Source organism: Bacillus sp. D48C, from assembly GCF_053345735.1.
Window position 1 is genome coordinate 110,682 of the sequence record NZ_JBKFAQ010000013.1, and the last position, 22,917, is coordinate 133,598.

The 22,917-nt window shown below is 34.2% G+C and carries 19 protein-coding genes; 3 read left to right on the forward strand and 16 right to left on the reverse strand.

Annotated elements, in window-relative coordinates; genetic code table 11:
- Nucleotides 1–56: 56 nt before the first annotated feature.
- From ACLBXA_RS24645 to ACLBXA_RS24700, 12 genes are all read right to left on the reverse strand, one after another.
- Entirely contained in the window at nt 57–653 is a 597-nt protein-coding gene (locus tag ACLBXA_RS24645; protein WP_000487795.1) for a hypothetical protein, read from the reverse strand.
- 276 nt (nt 654–929) lie between these two features.
- Entirely contained in the window at nt 930–2,780 is a 1,851-nt protein-coding gene (locus ACLBXA_RS24650) for a hypothetical protein (protein WP_001178726.1), read from the reverse strand.
- Nucleotides 2,770–4,587, reverse strand: a complete 1,818-nt coding sequence (locus tag ACLBXA_RS24655; RefSeq protein ID WP_001236574.1) for an AAA family ATPase — start codon at nt 4,585–4,587, stop codon at nt 2,770–2,772. The genes ACLBXA_RS24650 and ACLBXA_RS24655 overlap by 11 nt, the downstream gene beginning before the upstream one ends.
- Nucleotides 4,588–4,692: 105 nt before the next feature.
- Nucleotides 4,693–4,953, reverse strand: a complete 261-nt coding sequence (locus tag ACLBXA_RS24660) for a hypothetical protein (RefSeq protein ID WP_000391447.1) — start codon at nt 4,951–4,953, stop codon at nt 4,693–4,695.
- 77 nt (nt 4,954–5,030) lie between these two features.
- Nucleotides 5,031–6,458, reverse strand: coding sequence for a basic amino acid/polyamine antiporter (locus tag ACLBXA_RS24665; RefSeq protein WP_000129438.1), 1,428 nt, complete (start codon nt 6,456–6,458; stop codon nt 5,031–5,033).
- Between the two features lie 213 nt (nt 6,459–6,671).
- Complete coding sequence (locus tag ACLBXA_RS24670) at nt 6,672–8,183, reverse strand: ABC transporter permease/substrate-binding protein (protein ID WP_000181021.1); 1,512 nt, start codon at nt 8,181–8,183, stop codon at nt 6,672–6,674.
- A gap of 3 nt (nt 8,184–8,186) precedes the next feature.
- Complete coding sequence (locus ACLBXA_RS24675; protein WP_000614075.1) at nt 8,187–9,134, reverse strand: ABC transporter ATP-binding protein; 948 nt, start codon at nt 9,132–9,134, stop codon at nt 8,187–8,189.
- A 100-nt stretch (nt 9,135–9,234) separates the two neighbouring features.
- Nucleotides 9,235–9,792: a YdcF family protein gene (locus ACLBXA_RS24680; protein WP_001045718.1), complete on the reverse strand. Its 558-nt coding sequence runs from the start codon at nt 9,790–9,792 to the stop codon at nt 9,235–9,237.
- A gap of 64 nt (nt 9,793–9,856) precedes the next feature.
- Nucleotides 9,857–11,086, reverse strand: a complete 1,230-nt coding sequence (locus tag ACLBXA_RS24685) for an MFS transporter (RefSeq protein WP_000097155.1) — start codon at nt 11,084–11,086, stop codon at nt 9,857–9,859.
- A gap of 1 nt (nt 11,087) precedes the next feature.
- On the reverse strand, nt 11,088–11,624 hold the full coding sequence (locus ACLBXA_RS24690) for an NADPH-dependent FMN reductase (RefSeq protein ID WP_000780355.1): 537 nt from the start codon (nt 11,622–11,624) through the stop codon (nt 11,088–11,090).
- A gap of 144 nt (nt 11,625–11,768) precedes the next feature.
- Nucleotides 11,769–12,923 (reverse strand): hypothetical protein, encoded by a 1,155-nt coding sequence (locus tag ACLBXA_RS24695; protein ID WP_000422333.1) that lies wholly within the window; start codon nt 12,921–12,923, stop codon nt 11,769–11,771.
- Between the two features lie 34 nt (nt 12,924–12,957).
- A complete protein-coding gene (locus ACLBXA_RS24700) occupies nt 12,958–14,178 on the reverse strand; it encodes a tetratricopeptide repeat-containing glycosyltransferase (RefSeq protein ID WP_000526224.1) in 1,221 nt (406 codons plus the stop codon).
- A gap of 139 nt (nt 14,179–14,317) precedes the next feature.
- On the opposite strand from ACLBXA_RS24700, the gene ACLBXA_RS24705 reads away from it, so the two are divergent.
- Nucleotides 14,318–15,082: a DUF2711 domain-containing protein gene (locus ACLBXA_RS24705; RefSeq protein ID WP_025989024.1), complete on the forward strand. Its 765-nt coding sequence runs from the start codon at nt 14,318–14,320 to the stop codon at nt 15,080–15,082.
- 68 nt (nt 15,083–15,150) lie between these two features.
- Here ACLBXA_RS24705 and gnd read toward each other — a convergent pair whose 3' ends face one another.
- Genes gnd through gntK form a run of 3 tightly spaced genes read right to left on the reverse strand, consistent with a single transcriptional unit; the run spans nt 15,151 to nt 18,968 of the window.
- Nucleotides 15,151–16,047 (reverse strand): phosphogluconate dehydrogenase (NAD(+)-dependent, decarboxylating), encoded by an 897-nt coding sequence (gene gnd, locus ACLBXA_RS24710; protein ID WP_000765981.1) that lies wholly within the window; start codon nt 16,045–16,047, stop codon nt 15,151–15,153.
- An 18-nt stretch (nt 16,048–16,065) separates the two neighbouring features.
- Nucleotides 16,066–17,415, reverse strand: coding sequence for a GntP family permease (locus ACLBXA_RS24715; protein ID WP_000260204.1), 1,350 nt, complete (start codon nt 17,413–17,415; stop codon nt 16,066–16,068).
- A 17-nt stretch (nt 17,416–17,432) separates the two neighbouring features.
- On the reverse strand, nt 17,433–18,968 hold the full coding sequence (gene gntK, locus ACLBXA_RS24720) for a gluconokinase (RefSeq protein WP_000449998.1): 1,536 nt from the start codon (nt 18,966–18,968) through the stop codon (nt 17,433–17,435).
- A gap of 560 nt (nt 18,969–19,528) precedes the next feature.
- On the opposite strand from gntK, the gene ACLBXA_RS24725 reads away from it, so the two are divergent.
- A complete protein-coding gene (locus ACLBXA_RS24725) occupies nt 19,529–20,428 on the forward strand; it encodes an ABC transporter permease subunit (RefSeq protein WP_431172790.1) in 900 nt (299 codons plus the stop codon).
- The gene (locus ACLBXA_RS24730; RefSeq protein WP_000836579.1) at nt 20,425–21,444 is read left to right on the forward strand and encodes an ABC transporter permease; all 1,020 of its coding nucleotides are present in this window, start codon (nt 20,425–20,427) and stop codon (nt 21,442–21,444) included. The genes ACLBXA_RS24725 and ACLBXA_RS24730 overlap by 4 nt, the downstream gene beginning before the upstream one ends.
- 151 nt (nt 21,445–21,595) lie before the next feature.
- Here ACLBXA_RS24730 and adhP read toward each other — a convergent pair whose 3' ends face one another.
- Nucleotides 21,596–22,633: an alcohol dehydrogenase AdhP gene (gene adhP, locus ACLBXA_RS24735; RefSeq protein ID WP_000649140.1), complete on the reverse strand. Its 1,038-nt coding sequence runs from the start codon at nt 22,631–22,633 to the stop codon at nt 21,596–21,598.
- Between the last annotated feature and the right edge of the window lie 284 nt (nt 22,634–22,917).

The window sequence follows — 22,917 nt, forward strand, 5'->3', positions numbered from 1 at the left end:
GAAGAGTTATATCTTATAAAAATATTATTCTCTTTATTATACATATTCACTTCGTTTTATTTCGTTAACATAATATTTTTACTGTATTCTGCAATTAATGCCTGTGCATGAGCATTCCCTTGAATCACATCACGAAATTCTTTTAAAGAATACAAATGCGTAACCCCTTTTCGAGCATGAATTCTTACTGGTACACCTTGTAAAGTATCATGAAACTGAAATGGATTATCTATCGGTTCAATTGGAAAACCGAGTGTAAGTAAATACATATACATTCTTTTTGTCACTGCTGCAATGTACCATTCAGCTTTTGTTTCTAACGCATGTATAAATAAAATAGCTGTTAACCTTTTGAAATGTCCTCTCCCACGAGATGTTTTCGAAATACTTAACTTGCCTATTTCATACACATTCTTCAAATCTTTTACTAAATCATTTTTAGAAAACGGATAGAAAAACTCAGAATTTGATTGTTCAGGTACCGTATACTTAATACATTCTACTGTACCAATAGGATGTTCATCTTCTATTAATAAAAATCGTGATGGATTTAAATTACGTTCTACAAACATTAAGTTTCTTTCTTCACAAAAATCTCCCCATAGTTGCTCGAACCCAAAATGTTCTTCCTTTGTTTGAACACGCTGGAACATATTTAACCGCCTTTCCCATCGCCGCTCTGTTTTTGATAACGCTTTCACTATCTATCATATAAGAACAAATCTTCGTATGCAACTAAAAATATTTATGACTTATTATATTCTGCAAAGTGAATTAGATTCCAATTTAATCGACTTTTATCCCGCGCTCACATTCCTTTTAATAACACATTCGTATCACTTTTCAAACCTAAATTACATTATGTTTCTTTCCATACAGCATATAATTCTTCTTAATCTAAAAAAATCCTTTATGAAAAAGGATTTCTTTTACTTCTGAATGCTTTTTAACCATTTTTCAAAAATTTGTACCATCCCATGTTTTCCAGCTAATTTCTCTTCCCCTTGTTTCGTCTTATATGGATATAACTGCAAGAAAACACCGCATCCAGACTCAATTTTTTTACTATGCATATGGCTTCCTGGATATACACAAATGACTTCATAAATTGACCTTCGATAATAGACTCGCTTTCCATCCTGTTCTTCTACATACTTTATAGACCAGTACTTATACATTTGCTCAGTTGCTTTTGTATTTCCGACATGCTGAAAAATATTGTACATTGGACTGTATTTCACTTCAATAATAATAGAAGATTTATATACGTAGTTCCCATCTTCTTTTACATAACAGTCTAAGCGAATATCTGGCTTCTTCGTATCCTCACCATTGTAAAAATTACTACCTTTACTTAATGCAATAAGAGGATGTGTTTCAATTAAATCATTAAATGCGACATGCACCTTTATATCATCTCGTTCTAAAACTACTGTCGTTCCATCTTGTAATCCATCTACATAAAAATGTTCTTGTATTTGTTCACGAATTGAGTTTCTAGCCTCAAAACCAATTTGCTCTAAAATTGAAATAACGATAAAAAAAGCGTAATATTCATACACTAAAAACGTTGGCTTATAAACAAATAATAACGATGGAGATTGATCCGTATATTGCGGGAGTACTTCTAAATGATGTAGTAATTGTTGATGTGGTATCGGTAAATCATGTAAGTTCATGTTACTTGTTTCAGTAACTTCCATCCAAAACGAAGAGTGCATTAACATTTGAAAGTATTGTACATTTTCATGCACGATATGCGCCAATATTTTATATTCTTGTATTTTCATTGAGCTCTTTCGTAAATCGGCTTCTTTTAGTAAATGTATATTTTTATATTTTTGCTTCTCTCTATCGGTTACCGATCCATTTCGCTCAATTGTTTGTATAATCGTTTTTACGGCTTGAAACTCTTCTGATTTTTTCTTTTTTTCTCTTTCTAAGATTTCAATTGTTTGACGTAAAAAACTTTTAGCTTCAATTAAATAATGATAAAATTGCATCGCTTTATATTTAAGAAATGCATTTTCCTTACTATTTTTTTGTTCCATAAACTTACGATTATAATTTTTGGCATAAGGTTTTCTTTCTGCCACTATAGTTCCTCTTCTTGTTGGCTTTCGCTCTTTTCCTTCCCATTTATATGCATTTATAAATTTTGAACTTGATTCTATTTTCTTAAAGATTTGCTTTATCATTTTCATTTTTTGGGGTAACTTTCTAAGCAACACTAAATAAGAAGAATCCTCAATATCGCTAAGTGCAGAGAAAGTCTTTTTATAATAACCTCTATCCAAAATCAACTCATTTAAAATTGACTTCACATAGTCTTGAATCATTTCAAATTGATCATCAAAAAAGTTTTTCGGTACGATTTGAAAAGCGCCATAATACGTTGTATCTTCTATGCGCACTTCAAAATGGTATAAACCGCAGCGCCATGGATAAAAGAATTCTGTTTTCCCATGTTCATATATTAATACTCTTTGTTTTTTTTCATTTATTTCATATTGAGCCTCTTTTATATTTTTCTGTCCCTCATATACTTTATTCCATATAAAAGTAATATTCATTGGGATTTCATAATTATACTGCAATCTAATTGGTTTTAATTCTTGTACTTTATAAATACATTGAACCAATGCTGTAGTAGATGTACAAAGACGATTTAATAAAATATAATCTCCTTTCCCCTCATTTCCAATGATTAACTTTAATACAAAAGGGAGCGTTTCATTCGTATCAACGATTTTTGTTTCGTAACGCCCTTCATTTTGCATATCCATACAGCTCCAGTTCCCTACGTTTTTCTCGTATATATGCTAAAGAATGTTCAAATGTAGATACTCTGTTTGCAAGTGCAGATTGCAAAAGAGGTACTAAGGTCGCTCCCCTTTTTGCTTCTTCAGAAAGTAAAGACCCAACCATCATTTCGGTCCCTCTGATTTTCGTTAATACACGCTGCTTTATTTGTAAATCAAACCCCTCTTCTCTACTGATCATATAGGTATGGTTATTTTGGAACGGTATGTTTTGCAAATAAGTCGCAATTGCATTTGCACATCGGAAAGAAATTCCCTTAGACGCATCATGTGATGACAATACGACATGCAACTTATCTAATAGCTCTAATTCTTCTTCAGAAAACACTTCAATCATCGCTTTATTTCTCATCCAATTTATCCGAAATTCTCCCGCTGTTACTTTCAAAGGTGGGTGTAATACGACTTTCCCCTGTTCCATGCCCATCTCACAAAACGGAATTTTCTGTAACGTTATTAGGTTCGTTCGGTCTAATAATCGATCGGAGAGCTCTTTCGTTGTTTCATCAAAATTCACAGTACCTACAAATATAATATTTTCTCCAATTTCAATTGTTGATGGAATTGAATTCTCAATGTCCTGAACACCCTCATACAAGTTTAAAATACGATTTTTTGTTTCAAGTTGAAGAACAGAGAGAAATGGAGTAAACCAATGCTCAATATGAGACATGTTCATTTCATCAAAAACGATTATATACAGTTGATTTTGATTTTCTTTCGCCTTCATTAACGTCCTAACTAACTTCGTTTCACTTTCAATAAAAGTACCATTCGGATGAAGGTAACCAAGTAAATCATGTGGTTCTTGATACGATGGCGAAATTGGAATCCAAACCAATTCCTCCCCATACTGTAACCCTAATGCTTCTGCATAAGTTTGCACAAAACGTGATTTCCCAACGCCCGGTATACCACCAAGAATCGTTAACATATTTGTTTTTACACTTATATGGAAATTATAAATATCCGTTTCATCCAAATATAGCCCTTTATTATGCACCATACTTTGTACATACTGTAAAAAGGACGATTCACGCTCATCCCATTCCCATTCCTCTTTTTGCACTTTTATATCCTCTACTTCAACTATCTTACCTTCTTCATGCATTCGTTTTTTTAATTGCTCATACACATGATCACTTACAAAATATAATTGATCTTCTACCGCTATTTCTACATACTTCGTCCAGTCACTGCAGTTTATATATTTACATTCCCGTTTCTGTTCAAAATATGCGATTGAGCTAATTGATGACTTTAAGGATATGTTTCCATACAGTCTTCCATCATGCCACAATAATTCGGGAGGCTCAAAGTCTTTCGGAAATTTTGGCATAAGAAATGATAAATAACCGTTGCTAAGTTTTCGTTCTAAAGACTCTCTTTTTTTATTATTTGTAACTTTAGGTGCAGGAATCATTTTATAGCTGCTTGCTATTTCTTTCGGTTCTTCTGTACATATTAACTCCACGTATACATTTCCTCTTTCATAATAAAGACGAAACATCACTAATTGCTTTTCTAATTTCCTCTTCTTTAATTCCGAAAAGATTTTTTCATTCTTTTTATTACTACATACCCCTTCAAATACATATGGTTCATTTGCAAATTGTTCCTGTAAAGTGAATGGTATTGGCGATAAGCATTGTACAAAGAAATTCTCTCCACTCTTCTCTTTCTCAGCTTTTGTAAATTTCCCTAAAAATCTCATATAGTACATTCGTTTTATAAAACTTGGCTGAAGAGCTTTATGTAATCTCACCTTAGTCACCTTCTTTTTTCATACTATTCTTAGTGTATGAAAGAAACGAAAAACTAGAAATAAAAAACCTGACGTTATCCGCCAGGTTCAAAATTAAAACGTATATTAATGAGAAGGAAATGCTTTTTTCTCTTGTAAAATTGCATTATGAGCAATTTTCATTTTAGCAAGTACGTAACGTAATCGATCTTCAGCATTTTCATCTTTACTTTTTTGTAATTCCGCCAAATTTTCAACAGAACTTGCTAAATTTTCAATGACTCCTCTCAATTCAGGATGATGATTAAAAAAAGATTCTTGCACTAATACTTTCCTTAACTCACTAGCTAAATCAATTATTCTAGACAACTGTTCTTTTTCTTCCATTCTCATCCCTCCTGAATATCTTATGTAGTAAATATTCTCTAAACAAAGAAAAAAGCCCTTTAAATAAAAAGGACTTTTTACATTTTTATATTTCCAGTTAATAACATATACAGGGATGTGATAGCCGCAACAATAATTGCCCACATCACATATCTCTCTGCACCTGCAAAACAACGGTTCCCTTGTTCTTTTCTTGCAAACGTGTAAACAATAATTCCAATTCCATACACAATTGAAACGAGTAGTAAATTCTTTAAACCAGCTGCATAAAGAAGCCATACAGAGTAAATCGAAGCAATTAAAGCTAACGCTCCATTTTTTAATTTAGCGTCTTTTAGCTCGTTTGTAATGACTAATTTTAATTGGAATAACGCTGATAATAAATATGGTAATAAAATTGATGTTGATGCAATGAAATACATAATTTGATATGTTGATTCTGAAAACAGAACGATGATAAATATAATTTGAGCAACACCATTTGAAATCCATAATGCCATGTGCGGTGTTTGCTTTTTATTTGTTTTCGTAAAGACTTTTGGAAATACGCCATCTTTTCCTGCTACATGAGAAATTTCAGAAACAAGTAAAAACCAGCCAATTAATGTACCGACAAGTGAAGCAACTAACCCGATATTAATCGCACCTGCCCCCCATGGACCAACAACATGCTCTAATACATGTCCCATTGACGGAGTTTCTAACACAGAAAGTTCGCCTCTTGTCATAGCTCCCATTGATAAGACAGAAATTAAAATATAAATGGACATTACTAAAATAAGCCCCATTACTGTTGCCTTACCAACGTCTCGGCTATTTTTCGCTCTTCCGGATAATACAACCGCTCCTTCAACTCCAATGAAAACCCAAAGTGTTACAAGCATTGTATTTTTCACTTGACCAAGTATAGCAGAAAGTGAGAAGGTTCCTTCTCCCCAAAAATCATGTGTAAATGTGTCCCAGCGAAATGCTGTTACCATTACAGCGATAAATAGTACGATTGGAACTAACTTTCCTATTGTTGCGATAACATTCATAATAGAAGCTTCACGAATTCCAAATAAAATTAGAAAGTGAAGTGTCCATAATAAAAGTGATGCCCCAACGATTGACGCAACATTATTTCCTCCTTTAAAAATTGGGAAGAAATAACCTAATGTACTAAACAGTAACATAATTGTTGCGACATTACCTAAGATTCCTGCTAGCCAATATCCCCAAGCACTATTAAACCCAATATATTCACCGAAACCAGCACGTGCATAACTATAAATTCCACCTTCAAGTTCCGGTTTTTGTCTTGCTAACGTTTGATATACGAGCGCAAGTGGAATCATTCCCATCGCTGTAATACACCAGCCAATTATTATTGCGCCACTGTTTGCTCCTACTGCTAAATCATGCGGTAAACTAAAAACACCGCCACCAACCATCGTTCCAACTACTAATGCGATTAATGGAAAGAATCCTAATTTCTTTTCTATTTGTACCACCCCATCTGTCATTCTAGGTGTTATGTTCGTTCAACTATTAAAGTCACCTTTTTCTCTAATAGACGTTTCTCTTATATTTTTTCAGGAAAACATTACTTATTCTAAAAGAAAATGAACAAAAATGGAATACTTTTTTGAAAAAATGTATAAGTATGCACAAAAAAACCGCTCATTTTGTAATGAACGGTCATTTCAAACATATAAATTTGTATATTTCTTGTAAATTTAACGAAGTAAATTCTCTTTTTGTAAAAATTGTTTTGCGACTTCTTCACTACTTTTACCATTCACATTAACTTCATAATTCATTTTTCGCATTTCTTCATCTGTAATCTTTCCAGATAATTTATTTAATACCTTTTCAAGTTCAGGATATTTCTGTAACGTTTCTTTTCTTAATAATGGTGCTCCTTGATAAGGTGGGAATAACCCTTTATCATCTTTTAGCACTTTTAGTCCGTATTGCTCCAATTCACTATCTGTTGAATATGCATCAATTACGTTAACATCTCCAGATTGAATTGCGCTATAACGCAGCTTCGGCTCCATCGTTTTAACATTCGAGAACTTATAGTTATATAATTTTTGCATTCCTTTATAACCATCTTCACGATCAGCAAATTCCAATGTAAATCCTACTTTGGCTTCCTGCGCAACATTCCCTAAATCAGAAATAGTATTTATATTCTTTTGATCTGCTATTTTTTTCGGCATGGCTAGTGCATATGTATTGTTATACTCCATTGGCATCAACATAATCATATTATATTTCTTTTCCAGTCCAACGCGAGCCTGCTCATATACTTCATCACGATTTGTACTCTTTGGTTCTTCTTTCACGAAAGTAGATAGCGCTGTTCCTGAAAATTCTGGGTACACATCTACTTCACCTGATTTCAACGCTTCAAATACAAATGCTGTTTTCCCAAGACCTGGTTTTAATTGTACGTGTAAATCGGTATCTTGTTCAATAAGCTGCTTATACATTTGAATTAAAATTTCAGGTTCTGATCCAAGTTTGCCCGCAATAACAATATCTTTCTTTTCTGTACTCCAAAGAAATGGAGAAGCAATCATTACTACAACTATACATATCGTTAATATAACACGCTTAGAAGAGCGTTTCGGTCGTTCAAGTATGCGAAGTACTATATCAAAGAATAAAGCGAGTAACGCGGCTGGTACGGCCCCTAAAATGATAAGTGCATGATCATTTCGATCTATACCTAATAATATAAGCTTACCTAGCCCACCAGCACCAATGAGAGCTGCTAATGTAGCCGTTCCAACAATTAATACCATCGCTGTACGAATACCGGCCATAATGATAGGCAATGCAAGAGGAAGTTCTACCTTCCACAACCTTCTCCAACTATTCATCCCCATAGCTCTCGCGGCTTCTATTAGTGATTCATCTAATTCCCTTATTCCTGTATATGTATTTCGTAAAATAGGTAATAGTGCATACACAACTAATGCGATAATCGCTGGAAGTTTTCCGATTCCTACTAACGGAATTAATAGTCCGAGTAATGCAAGTGATGGCACTGTCTGCATTACCGCAGAAGTTCCTATTATAAATTCAGCCATTCGTTCTTTTCTTGTTAATAAAATGCCAAGTGGCACCGCTATAATTACTGCAAAAAATAATGAAATAAGCGATATTTGTAAATGCTCACTTAATGCAGTTAGTAATTCTATTTTTCGTTCTTGGAACGTTTGTATAAAATTAGTCACTGTTTAACCTCTTTCCTTCATTTGTTCAACAATGTAATTGACAATATGACGACTTGTTAACGCTCCAATATATTGACCGTTTTCTTCAACTGGAACGACCTCCTCGTCACGCACACGAACTAGCGCTTCTTCTAAAGAAGAATGTAATGATAGTGCCTGCCCTTCTAATTGCACACTTTGATCAAGCGGCAATACATCTGCTACACTTTTCTCCTCATACCAAGTTCGTCCACGATTTCCAATGAACTCCTCTACAAATTCATTTTTCGGATTATGTATAATTCCTTCTGGTGTATCTAGTTGAACAACTTTTCCTTCTTTCATAATACAAATGCGATCTCCAAGTGATAATGCTTCTTGCATATCATGTGTTACGAACACGATTGTTTTTTGAATCTTTTTTTGCAACTGTACAATATCCTTCTGAAGCTGTTCCCTACTTAATGGATCTAACGCACTAAATGGTTCATCCATAAGAACGATTTTCGGGTTTGCGGCTAATGCTCGCACGACACCGACACGTTGTTTTTGTCCTCCTGACAATTCATCAGGCATACGATCTCGATATATATCCGGATCTAATCCAACCATATGTAACAAGTCATCGACGCGTGCTTTTATTTCCTTTTTGCTCCATTGCCTCATTTCAGGAACAACTGCAATATTTTCAGCGATTGTCATATGAGGAAACAAAGCAATCTGTTGCAACACGTATCCTATATCCCAACGTAATTCGTTTATATTATATTGTTGAATATCTTTTCCATCGATTAAAATCGACCCTTCAGTCGTTTCGATTAAACGATTAATCATCTTCATTGTCGTTGTTTTCCCGCAACCACTCGGACCGATGAGAACAAAAAATTCTCCCTTTTTAATTTCTAAATGCAATGAATCCACTGCTTTCGTGCCATCTTCATACGATTTTGACACATGATTAAATTGAATCACAAATACAACTCCTTTACTGTTGTTTCCTTTATTTTGATGGAATATGGCATTCATTTCAAATGATACGCTTTTAAATTAAAAAAGAGCTCGCATTTGAGCTCTAACGATCGAACAATATTGTTTTCATAATAGCAGCATATTCGCGAACATACATTTTTCTCTTAGAACGAATTGGTGTTTCAGCAGCTAGTGCCTCCATCTTCATGCCTAAACGCTTTGCAATTATTTTCGTTCGATATAAATGATACGTATTACTTACAACTACCGCATGTTTCACATTATATAAATCCATACTAAACTTTAAGTTTTCATACGTATTTGTAGATTGATCTTCTATTAAAATACGACTCTCATCTATACCATGTACCATTAAATAGTTTCTCATGCTATGAGCTTCCGGTATATCTTCATCTTCTCCTTGGCCACCTGAAACAATTACTTTCGCTTCAGGATGGGAAAATAAATACTCCAACGCTACATCCAAACGATTTTGAAGAGATAAAGACGGTCTATCTCCAAATAACTTTGCACCCAGTATAAGAACGTACGGAGAGTGATAGCTCAACTTTTCACGAGCAACTTTGTTCATTCGAAACGTCATATAAATGATGTATAGTGGCGGTAATAATAAAATCATAAGAAAGATCCATTTGTTCATAAATAAGTATTCACTCCCTTTCTTGTTATTATATAGAAAAAGAAAGGGAGGCAGAAGTGTTTTTTCAAACGATTGATTTATTAGAAACATGCGCCGCTACTTTACGTTGTGATAGTACATAATAAATAGCGATTCCTAATGAGAAGATCAATATGCAGCTTAATACGTAAAACGGCAGCATGACTCCAACTTTAGATACACCCGCTGTAAACAACATTAATAATAAAATTCGTATTCCAGTACCAATTAGGCGAAATAAGCTGTCTACACGTCCCATTACTTCATTTGGAATTTCCTCCATCATCAATACATTTCTCGCCACTCTTGTACCCGCATTTCCAACTGCATGAAAAATTGCAAGTCCATATAAGAAAATTACGGAAGGTTCAATACTCATTGCGGTAATTGAAATTACATAAATGAACATCGTCATAACGATTGAAACTTCTGTTTTTACATATTTCATTATGAGTGGAATACAGATTCCTGCAACAACCGCTCCAACACCGTACATCATCCCCTCTATTGCGTATACAGAGGCATTGGCTTTAAGTATATCCGAAATATAAACTGGTATTAAATAATTTGCCATCATAACACCTATAAACGGCATATAAGTGGCCAGTAAGAACCAAAAGAGCTTAGGACGTTTTTTCATAAAGTGAATTCCTTCAAATAATTGCTTCTTAAATGTTATTTTTCTTTTCACTTCTTTTTTCTTTACGTACGGTATACATAAGAAAAGAAAAAATGCTCCAGCAAAAGTTAACATGTCTACTAACAAAATCCACTTCAAAGATACAATTTCAATTAAGAAGCTCGCGGCCGCTCCAGAAATAACTTGTGTTAACTGTCCTTGTATTTCCATCGTTCCACTTAAACTTTTATAATGTTCCGCTTGAAATATCTCTTGGTTGAACGCAAATATTGTAGGATAAAATAATAAATAGTAGAATGATCCGGCTATATAAATAAGAATATAGTGAATAGAATGATAAGGTTGCCCAGCAAATCCCCATATAAACATTATTCCAATTACAGCTATTCCGATTCCTTCGTTACATAGCAATAAAGATTTTCTTGAAAAACGATCAATACTTTGCCCAATGAATGGTGTTAATAAAAACATAATGAGGGTTGCAATGATAGAAACATAACCAAATGTTGTCTCTCCTCCACTCTCTTTAATTAACAGCCACGGAATCGTTATCATAACAATTCCGGAACCAATAGCAGATAGACTATTGGCCCCTAGAATGTAATACAAGCGAGAATCATGATAAAGGGAGGACATATCACTCCACTCCTAGTTGCTTTTTCACCTCTTTATATACGCTCATATATGCTTTTAACTCTTTAACTACATCATGAATTAATGGTTTCGCATCTTCCCCAAGTTCCCCATCTTGCACATGTAATCCATCAAGCACAACTTGTTTTGGAATTGCATTTGCATAAACACCTCTAGCGACCGTTCGCATGCTGTTTAATGCATTTATTCCACCTTTACCGCCACCAGCAACCGCTAACAACGCAACTGGTTTATGAATAAATTCACTACTACTTAAGTAATCTAAAGAGTTTTTCAGCGCACCGCTCATCGCATTATGATATTCTGGTGTACATAATACAACCCCATCCGCAGCTTTCACTAACGTTTTCAATTTTTTTACTGCCTCTAAATCACGTTGTGACTCTTCTCCATTGTATAAAGGTAACTCCTCGATTGCTAAATCATATAATTCCCCTTCAAATTGATCCGCAATATATTTTGCCACCACGCGAGTTCTGCCAAATTTTCTTGGTGTACCGTTAATAACGACTAGTTTCATGATTATTTCTCCCCTTTGTTTTTAAGTTCTACTTATATATTATCAGAAATTTCTATACAAAATACAATATAAAGAGTTAACTTGTTTCATAAAATAGTATGATAAACAAAAAAGAACTCATACTTTCGTATGAGTTTCGTACAATTACTTCGTTTCATCTCTCAGACTCAATGTACCTAAACTTTCATTTGCTTCAAAATGATTATATGCTTTTTCCGCTAATTTTTTCCGTTCTTCTGGTAATTCTATATATTTCATTACGTTTTCAATTATTTTTTCGTACGGAGTAAATACAATTCCCGGCCACTCTACCTCATCTTCTGGATTACTATTTTCGGAAATAATAAATTTTTTATTTGCGACTGCATAAGACACGCGAGGTGTTTCAAGAATTCCTGATAAGTAAAAATGAATATTTAATATAATTTTAGCTCTAGCAATCAATTCATTTCTAACAATTCCCCACGCATTATTTTTAAAAACTATATTTAAATTTGGGGCAATCGCTTTTAGATGATCAAAAATAGCTTGTCGCCTCGGATTAAGAGCACCTATAAACAGAATATCAATATCTTCAGTAATGTCATCTTCAAATGCATCTTTTTTTATTTCCAAAGTTGGAGCATAGTTCATTTTTACATGTTTTATTTCTTTTCCTACCCCTTTTTGTTTTAGCCATTCTATATTTTGTTTACTATAATCCCAAATCACTCTATCTTTTAATAATATTAAATAAAGGGGGTGCGCATATGGACTTCCTTCGTATAGCTGTTCTAAATTATAAATAATTGCATCTTTCGGAAGAAGATTCGGGTTATATGCGTATGTATGTGCTCCAAAAACAACTGTATTCTTTACATTTTCCAGTATTGTTTCTGATATAATTACTGTATTTCCCTCCTGCTCCAACCGCCACTTTAAAGCTCGCGCAACATCTATGAAACTACCGTATGTCTTTGGGCATATAAAAAGACAATAATCATATTCTTTATTCAAATAAGCTTCCATTAATTTTAAATTATTTTTATATAAATCTACATCCGGATGTTTAAGTACTAACTCATTTGCATGTTTTCTTGCTACTTTATATAATCCAGCATAATAAGCAGCGATGCATCTTCTTAATTCGATTCTTTCACGATGTTCATCTAATACATCCATGTTTAAAAGAAGATTTGCGATACAATACGCTTTTAAATGATCACGATCATAATAATAGTCTAGTAGTGGCATCAATTCTTCATACGTATTTCCATGCACCGATTCTCCTAGTTCAATCGCCCATCGCATTAATTCCATGATTACTCCACTACTCCTTTAACCGAAAATGTATTTAATAAAATTTCGCATTATTCTCTACTACATTTGCTATATGAAATGGAATCTCTTCTTTAATCGATTCCAAATACTTTTGCGACACGGCCCCTAAATGTTTTTTATGAGGTATATAGAAAGCACTAATAGAAATTTCATAGTCAAATAAGTAATCATACACATGATAATCTACAAATAAAAGATCATCCTTTGGAAAAGGAATTTCCTTTCCTTGCAGAGCATACATCAAAGCAATATTGTTTTGAGATCGTAATCGATACAACCTTGCAAGTTGGTATAATGGTTCAGCCCGAGTTGGTCTATATTCCCACGCTTTTTGAAAATAAAAAACAGCTAATGCTAAATATTTCTCTTCTTGCCCTTTAACAGTTTCTTTTTCATCAGCATCTGTCACTTCATTTTGTTTATTTGCTGAACGATTTGCTAACTGCTCATAACAAAACCCTATTCGCAATAACGAATAGAATACCTCTTCAACCCAACCCCCTGCTTCCACTCGTTTTTTATACCATTTAATCGAATCTTCAAATTGACTTAAATGAAAATAAGTTTGGGCTAAATAAAATAAATATCTTATATGCAAATCTGGCGTTGTTTCTGGGTCGTTTATTCCTTGTAACAACAACCTCTCATCTCTTTCAAATTTATCAGCTTTACTCCCGCCATCTCCGGGATCATTCACGACAAGAGTCTCTAACCGATCTACCCTCGTATTGTAATTCGCTCCAACTTTTGAGCGATCTATATCCCAATACTCATGAGTAACACCGACAGATTTCCATGGTAAAGAAGCTTTCAAAAGACGTGTAAGCCAATATTTAATATGAACATCATATTGCAATGTAAGATAATGATCTTCCGTTAAGCTCGTTTTATCGAAATTCGGATCAACCTCTAAAATCATATCTGCATCTAATATTAATAAATAATCCGCTTCTGGATATGTTTTTTGCGCTAATGAAACAGCTAGGCTTCTGTTATAACCAAAGTTTTTAAACGGCTCATGATGAACCGTTCCAGGTATCTCATTTTCCTTACACCAATTTTCAATAATTTCAGGCGTATTATCCGTCGATCCAGTATCACAAATAGAAACAAAATCTACAATTGATTTTGTTGCATTTAAACATCTTTCCATAATTCTAGACTCATTTTTGACGATCATACAAAGACATAACTTTTTTTCTTCCTTTACAGACTTCACTTGCTCATTTCCCATTTAACCACCTCATATTTTATTAGCACGCTCTTCTCATATGTAACAACATTTTTTAGCTATACTGATGACATAAGCACCCTTTTACTATTTATGAAAACTTCATTTTATTTATTCTTACTTTTATGTTGGGACATATTTCATACTTCGCTTTATATTTGATACAATCAATGCCAAAAAATATAATATGGGAATCCGTACATTTCAAAGTCTAAGGGGAGGTTATATTTTGTTGGATTACATTTGGCTAGATGACAAATCACCAATTTTAGAACAACTACCAAGAAACTTTAAATCTGCAGCTATATTGCTACATCCTTTTATCCAAATGCCTTTAGGATGGGAAAAGTCTGTGAGAAAAAGACCATATGAGCACATCTATCCTAGCACTGAAGAAATCATTCATAATGGGAAATCCGTTTCTTGGAAGGAAATGATGTCTTGTAGTGGATTACATTCATACGCAGAATTAGCAATGGCCATGTTGACTTCCATTAGTGCCCTTTCAGAAGAATATAAAAGAGAGGATTTAGCTGAAAAGCTACATTCAAACTTAAAAAAAGATCTTTATTATCCAACAGAAGATTATACGTCTATATTTTTATTACACAAATTACTTAAACTCCTCGGTTCTAAAGGTGCAAGAAATCTATATTTCTCTGAACCAATTCTTGATACAAACGGATTATTACAGGTAAATAATACTACTCCATTAGATATTTGGGACATTAGCAATAATGAGTTAATTATTACTGGCGAAGACAATGAGTATGCGTTTATGAGTATATACGATTCCTTTACAACCTTATTATTAGCTAAAGAAGAAAATATAGAATATATTGTTCAATCAATGAATGTTGAAGCTGTCATTTGTGACAAAAAAACGATGATTGATTGGTATTTGTAAATTAGTAATTTCTTAAACTATAAAAAAGAAACTTGCGCTTATGCACAAGTTTCTTTTCAAAAACATCCTTATTTTTTTACAACTTCATGTCCACCGAACTGATTACGTAGTGCTGAAACTACTTTTCCATGGAATGTATCATCTTCCTGAGAACGATAGCGCATAAATAATGACATCGCGATTACTGGTGCCGCTGCTTGTAACTCAAGCGCAGTTTCAACAGTCCATTTCCCTTCTCCTGAAGAGTTCATTACACCTTTAATGCCATCAAGTTTAGGATCATCTGCAAATGCTTTTTCAGTTAAGTCCATTAACCAACCGCGGATTACTGATCCGTTCGCCCATACTTTTGCAACATCTTCATAATTGAAATCAAAGTCACTCTTATCTAGTACTTCAAATCCTTCAGCGATTGCTTGCATCATGCCGTACTCAATACCGTTATGAACCATTTTCAAAAAATGACCACTACCAACGCGGCCAGCATAAGAATAGCCATTTTCTACTGCTAAATCTTTAAATAAAGGTTCTAATTGGTCATAAATTTCTTTTTCTCCACCAACCATTAAACAAGCACCGTATCTAGCTCCTTCTACACCGCCAGATGTACCGATATCTACATAATGTAACCCAAAGCTTTTCGCTTCTTCAGCACGGCGTAACGTATCTTTATAGAATGAATTTCCGCCTTCAATAACGATATCACCTTCATCTAATAACGGATACACATCTTTTAATACTGACTCTACAACTTCTCCTGCAGGCACCATTACCCAGATCGTACGAGGAGCTTCTAATTCAGCGATCATTTCTTTTAATGTATGACGTGCAGTAATTCCTAGTTTTCCTGCCTTTTCTACAAGCTCTTTATTTACATCGTATACAACTACTTCATGCTTGTCTTCATGTAAGTGTTCAGCTAATGGGAATCCCATTTTTCCTAATCCAATTAAACCTAGTTTCATATTAATCAATCTCCCATTCTATACAAATATATTTAATATCGAAATTAATCCAAGTGCTACAACTGATAGTATAGTCTCCATTGCGGTCCATGTTAATAATGTTTCTTTCACAGTCATTCCGAAATATTCTTTAATCATCCAAAATCCCGAATCATTCACGTGTGATAAAATTAATGACCCTGCGCCTGTTGCAAGTGCTAGTAGTTCAACATTTACACCAGGTGTACTTGCTGCAATCGGTGCTACAATTCCAGCTGCTGTCATCATAGAAACAGTTGCCGATCCAGTTGCGATTCGGATTAGTGCCGCAATTCCCCACCCTAATAATATCGGTGAAATATGCGATTCTTTCGCCATATCTGCAATTGTCGTTCCAATTCCAGAATCTAATAGTACTTTATTAAATGCGCCGCCTGCACCAATCACTAACAATATGTTTGCAATTGGCCCAAGGCAATCATTTGTAAATTGTAATACTTTATCTTTAGAAAATCCTTTTGCATAACCAAGGCTAAAGAAAGAATAAATCGTTGCAATTAATAAAGCGACTATTGGATCTCCAATAAAGTGTAACACTTGTGCAAGTTGACTCGTTTTATGTAACGCTACTTCAGCAATGGATGCACCAAGCATAAGAAATACTGGAAGTAAAATAGTAAACAATGTATTTCCGAAGCTAGGAAGTTCTTTCTTCTTATCTCTTTCAATAAATTGCTCCGCTATATCTAATGGTACTTCCTTATGGATACGAGCACCAATCCATTTCCCGTAAAGTGGACCTGAAATAATTGCAGTTGGAAGTCCGACAATTAACGCATATAAAATTGTCTTCCCTACATCTGCTTTAAAAATACCAACTGCCGCCATTGCCGCTGGATGCGGTGGAACAAGTCCGTGTACGACTGACAGTCCTGCTACTAGCGGAATACCGATTGTAATAAGTGATACCCCAGTTTCTAACGCAATTGTAAATACTAACGGAATTAATAGGACAAATCCAACTTGGAAAAATACCGGAATCCCTACTAAAAATGCAACGAACATCATCGCCCAGTGAACTCGTTTCTTCCCAAAACGATTAATTAATGTGTTAGCGATACGTTCAGCACCACCAGATTCGGCCATCATTTTTCCAAGCATCGTTCCTAGTGCTAAAACTATTGCTAAAAATCCTAACGTATTACCAAGCCCTAGTTTAATAGAATCAATAATTCCTGGATCTTTTGGTGAAGTTCCAATTAAAGGCATTCCCATTGCTAATCCTACACCAATTGCTGTTAAAATTAATGCGACAAATGGATGCCATTTTACTACCGTAATAAGTAAAAGTAGTATGACAACTGCCGCTAGTACGATCCCAACTACCATTTCTCCCAATCCCCCTATTATTTACGTTGGAAAGCAGCTATACAATCAAATTCTTCTTTCAAGCGATTGTAAAGTCGTTCATACATATAAAACATTTCTAAATATATAGCCGTATTTTCTTTATTCGGTACATGGTGATGAACAATATCAATCCAATCCTTTACCTCTTCAAGAGAATCAATTTTTCCTACAGCATATAAAGCAACTGCCGCTGCCCCAAGCGCAGATGCTTCATGACTTTCAGGTACAAGCAATTCTTTCCCCATCATATCGGACAACATTTGTCTCCAAAATGCAGATTTCGCAAACCCTCCTGAAACTCGTATTTCAGTAAGTGGCCCTGTACAATCTCTAATTGCGAGTGCTACTGAATATACACTCATACAAACACCTTCCATCACTGCACGTATAAAATGTTCTCGCTTATGTTGAAGATTGATTCCAAAGAATGTACCACGAGCATTTGCATTCCAGTAAGGTGCGCGTTCTCCAGATAAGAAAGGTAAGAACAATAGCCCATCCGCTCCAGCTGGTACGCTTTCTGCATATTTAATTAATAAATCATAAGGATCAATTCCGAGCTTTCTTGCTACTTCTTGCTCTGGACTACCAAATTCATCACGTAACCATCTCAGTAATATTCCGCCGTTATTCGTTGGACCACCGATTACCCAGTGCTCATCTGTTAATGCGTAACAAAACGTTCTCCCTTTCTCATCTGTATTTATATTTGATGAGATTGTTCGAACCGCACCACTCGTTCCAATGGTAATTGCAGCCGCACCCGGTGATATCGCCCCAACTCCTACATTTGCAAGAACCCCATCACTTGCTCCTATGACAATTGGTGTCTCTGCACTTATCCCCATCTTCTGTGCTAATTCTGGCTTCATACCTGATAAAATATATGTAGTTGGTACAGGGGTTGATAATTGTTCTGGTGACATATGTAACATAGTTAAAACATCTTCATCCCAGTTTAATGTTTCTAAATTAAATAACCCCGTAGCAGAAGCAATCGAATAATCAACTACGTAGCGTGAAAATAATTGGTAAATCACATACTCTTTAATGGAAATGAATTTATAAGCACTTGTATATAACTCTGGTTCCTCTTCTTTCATCCATAACAATTTAGAAAGTGGTGACATCGGATGAATTGGTGTACCTGTACGTCTATAAATTTCATGCCCATTCATTTGTTGTAATAATTTTTCTGATTGCTTCGTACTTCGATTATCTGCCCAAATGATAGAACGCGTTAATGGCGCACCATTTTCATCTACTGCAATTAATGCGTGCATAGCTGTACTAATACCGATTGAAGAAATATCTTCTGGTAATACATTACCCTTTTCGATGGCAACGCTTACACTTTTGTATACAGCGGCACATATTACATCAGGATCTTGCTCAGCCCATCCGACGTTCGGTTGAATAATTGGGTAATCGATTGCATGTGATGCAATGACTTTTCCTTTTTCTGTGAACACAACCGTTTTCGTACTTGTGGTACCGATATCAATCCCGATTACTCTCCCCCTTGTTTCCATGCGAATCTTCCCTTCATTTCTAGCAAAATACGATTTAGTAAACCGTTTACATGAATTAGTATATAAAATATTTTTTCATTTATCAAGTTATAAAAAGAAAATTTTTTTCATATAAAAAAATAAATCTACTCATTCCATTTCACTTATACACTAAATTTAGCTACTCCTTGCGGTAAAATTACGTTATATTCGTTACGCAATACACTCTTTCCTCTCATTAACAACACATACATAGTCCTCCATACGTTCTACTCATTTGCATGAAGAAAGAGTTGAAAAGCAATATTCATTTTTAGCGGTCACGTAATATCGCTATCAAGCCAAGAAAAGTAACTACCCGCAGAATGAAAATTCTGTGCATTTTGCTCTTGTTTATTGTTTTAAGTTCACTAGTCCTTTTGTCTTGATAAAAATAGAGCGCGGCCCCTACTATTACTTTTTTATCTTGTAAATATATCTTGCATACTATAAAATTCAACAGTATTTTTATTTTTCAGAAAAATAAAACAATAATATAGAATTTATTGTATAATGTTGTAAAAAGATGTCGGAGGGATTTAATGTTAAATACAATATCTCAATTCACAATTAAGCTTTCATCAATTCTTTTATCACTCTTACTATTATTAAATTTACCTTATTTATTTATCACTCAACAAGGATTTACCTTTCAACCAATTTATTTTTTTAATCAGATCGTTACCATGTTAAAACAGGTCTTCTCCCTTGAATCATTAGTGATTATAGGATCAGACCCGAAGTTTGGCCATTTCAAAAAAACACCATTATTTCCAACTGTTTTAGAACCTTACCTATATTCATTTACTATATTATTTTCAGCCTTTTTTCTTGCTCTCTTTTTATCATCTAGCATGGCATTTTTTTATTTTTTAGCAAAAGATTATATAAAAAAATGGATAAACCGAATTGTGTTCATATTAGAAGCTGTCCCTGATATGATGATGATTTGTTTGCAAATATTTTTCATATGGGTACTTCAGAAATTTGGGGAATCTCCTGTCACTATTATTTCTTTTAATGAAAATCGAGCTTATTTACTCCCTATTTTATCATTAGCTGTCTTACCTACATTACAAATGTTTCGGATGATGGTGTTATACATAAAAGAAGAACAAGGAAAACATTACGTAGAGGTTGCATATGGAAAAGGCCTTTCATCAAGTTATATATTATGCATTCATTTATTCAAAAATATATCTATCCACTTCTTCCACCATTTAAAAACGATTTTTGTTTTCTTACTTTCTAATTTATTCATTTTAGAATTTGTTTTTAATATGGAAGGCATTTTTCAATTTTTATTTAATAAGGCGTTTGTTTCACCTCCAGCTACATTTATTATACTTGTTATGATTATTTTACCGTTTTACGCCATTTTCCAAATAATCTCATTCATGATGAATAGATGGAAAAAGCAATTGAAAGGAGTATCATTATGAAATCTATTTGGAAATCAAAACGCTTTTTAATCGGCTTTACTTATTTATTCATACTTATTTCAGCTAGTTTTATTTATAGTTGGTTCTTTAAAGATAACATCCCAAAACCTCCTCAGTTACTTTACAATGAAAATAACGAATTACTTGGAAAGGCTCCCTTTCCACCATCGTTAATTCCACCTTTTGGATCTGATCGTTTTGGAGAGTCTGTTTTCTTACAAATTGTAGAAGGAGCAAAATTTACTATTTTATTAGCCGTGGCAATTAGCTTCTTTCGAATTTTATGCGGAACATGTATAGGAATCCTCTTAAGTTTATTTGCTCCAAAACTCAAGAGATTTTTCCAGTCATGCTCAGAAGTTTTTTATTATATTCCAACTCTATTTATCGCATTCATACTTATCACGCCCGTTAATATTGTAATCACGTCAAATGCTGATGGGGTAGATCCAAATATTTCATTTACGTTTTATCAAGTACTCGTACTTATTTTCGTCGCTCTGCCTACACTTTCTTTATACATATCCTCAGAGGTTGATGAATTTATGAAACAAGATTACATCTTAAGTTCACAATTACTGGGGGCTAGTCGTTTTCATATTATTAAAAAACACTTACGAGTCTTATTACTTGACCGCTTATTTGTATTATTTATGGAACATATCGTCCAAACACTCATACTCGTTATCCATTTAGCGTTGCTTAACATTGTAATTGGCGGCATACAAATGCGTGAACTCTATGACGGAGTGCTCAAACCTGTTTCTCTATCTAATGATTGGGCAGGCCTTATTGGATTAAATCGTAATGAAATGAATCTTTCATGGTGGATTATTTTTTATACTCTCGCTTCATTCTTTATTACGATTCTATTTATTAAGCTTATGACCATCGGGATTCAAGATGCACTGAAAGCAAGAGATTCGCAAATTGTAGCAATTCAAAACGTTCCAGATCATAAAAAATTTGTTAAACATAAAGATTCTTTTTCGTTTGCAAATAAAGTAAACCTTTAATCGTTTCTCATTAATCAAGTATTAATTGGCATCGATATTAGTAGAAAATAAAGAAGATGATCCCTATTAAATACAGGGATCATCTTTTTATGCCGTCTAACTTTTTTTACATGTCCTTTGCTAGACTCACAATTTTTATATTTAAAGTGAATTATTTGCAATCACAATTATGTTTTTTAAAATCAATTACCATACGCCCTTGAATTCTACCTTGTTCCATTTCTTCGAATACATTTTGTACTTTATCTAGCGAACAAGTTTGAACAACCGGCACTACTTTTCCTTCTGCCCCAAACATAAACGCCTCTTCCAAATCTTTACGAGTACCAACTAGAGAACCAACTACTTCAATTCCATCCAGTACAAGTCGCGGGATGTTTAAGTCCATTGTTTCTACTGGTAGCCCTACTGCAACTACTTTACCGCAAGCACGTACTGCATCAACTGCTGAGTTAAAGGCTACTTTAGAGACTGCTGTTACTACCGCAGCATAAGCGCCACCAAGCTCCTCTTGAACAATTTTATCAGCAGGACCTTGAGAAATTGGATTGATAGTCATATCAGCACCAACTTCTTTCGCTAAGGCTAATTTGTCGTCATTAATGTCTACTGCGATTACCTTTGCACCAAATACATTTTTAGCATATTGGATAGCTAAGTTACCTAATCCACCGCAGCCATAGATTACAATAGGTTGACCAGGTTTAATATCTGATACTTTAATAGCTTTATATGTAGTTACACCAGCACATGTAATTGATGATGCTTGAGCAGGATCTAATCCTTCTGGTACTTTTACCGCATAATCAGCTGTAACGATACATTGTTCAGCCATACCACCATCTACTGAATAACCTGCGTTTTTAACTTCACGGCAAAATGTTTCTCTACCAGTTACGCAATATTCACAACGTCCACAAGATTGGAACATCCATGCAATACTTACACGGTCACCTATCTTTAGCGAATTAACATCATCAGCTATTTTCGTAACAATACCTACACCCTCATGACCAAGAATACGGCCATCAGTGTTACCAAAATCATGATTCGCAACGTGTAAATCAGTGTGGCAAACTCCACAATACTCTACATCTACTAACGCTTCACCTGAGCGTAACGGACGTAATTCTTTTTCAACCACTTCGATGTTTGCTTTGCTGTTTTTATTAACCACTACTGCTTTCATATGTGATCTCCCCTTTAGTGTTCTAGCGTTTTAATGAGTTTATCTCACAACTACTTTCCTCACTACTTTGGCTAGTTACCGTACCAAATTTAAGTATTCAATCATCATTACATGTTCATCATAACATGACACTTCATAAACAAATTGTGAAATTATGAACAATATTTGAATCATTACACAAATCGGTCTTTATTTTTAATTTTTAAAAATGAGAGTTTATCACTGACTATATGTAAGTCATACATTTCTAAAAGAAAAGAAAAGAAAATAAATTAACAAACTTC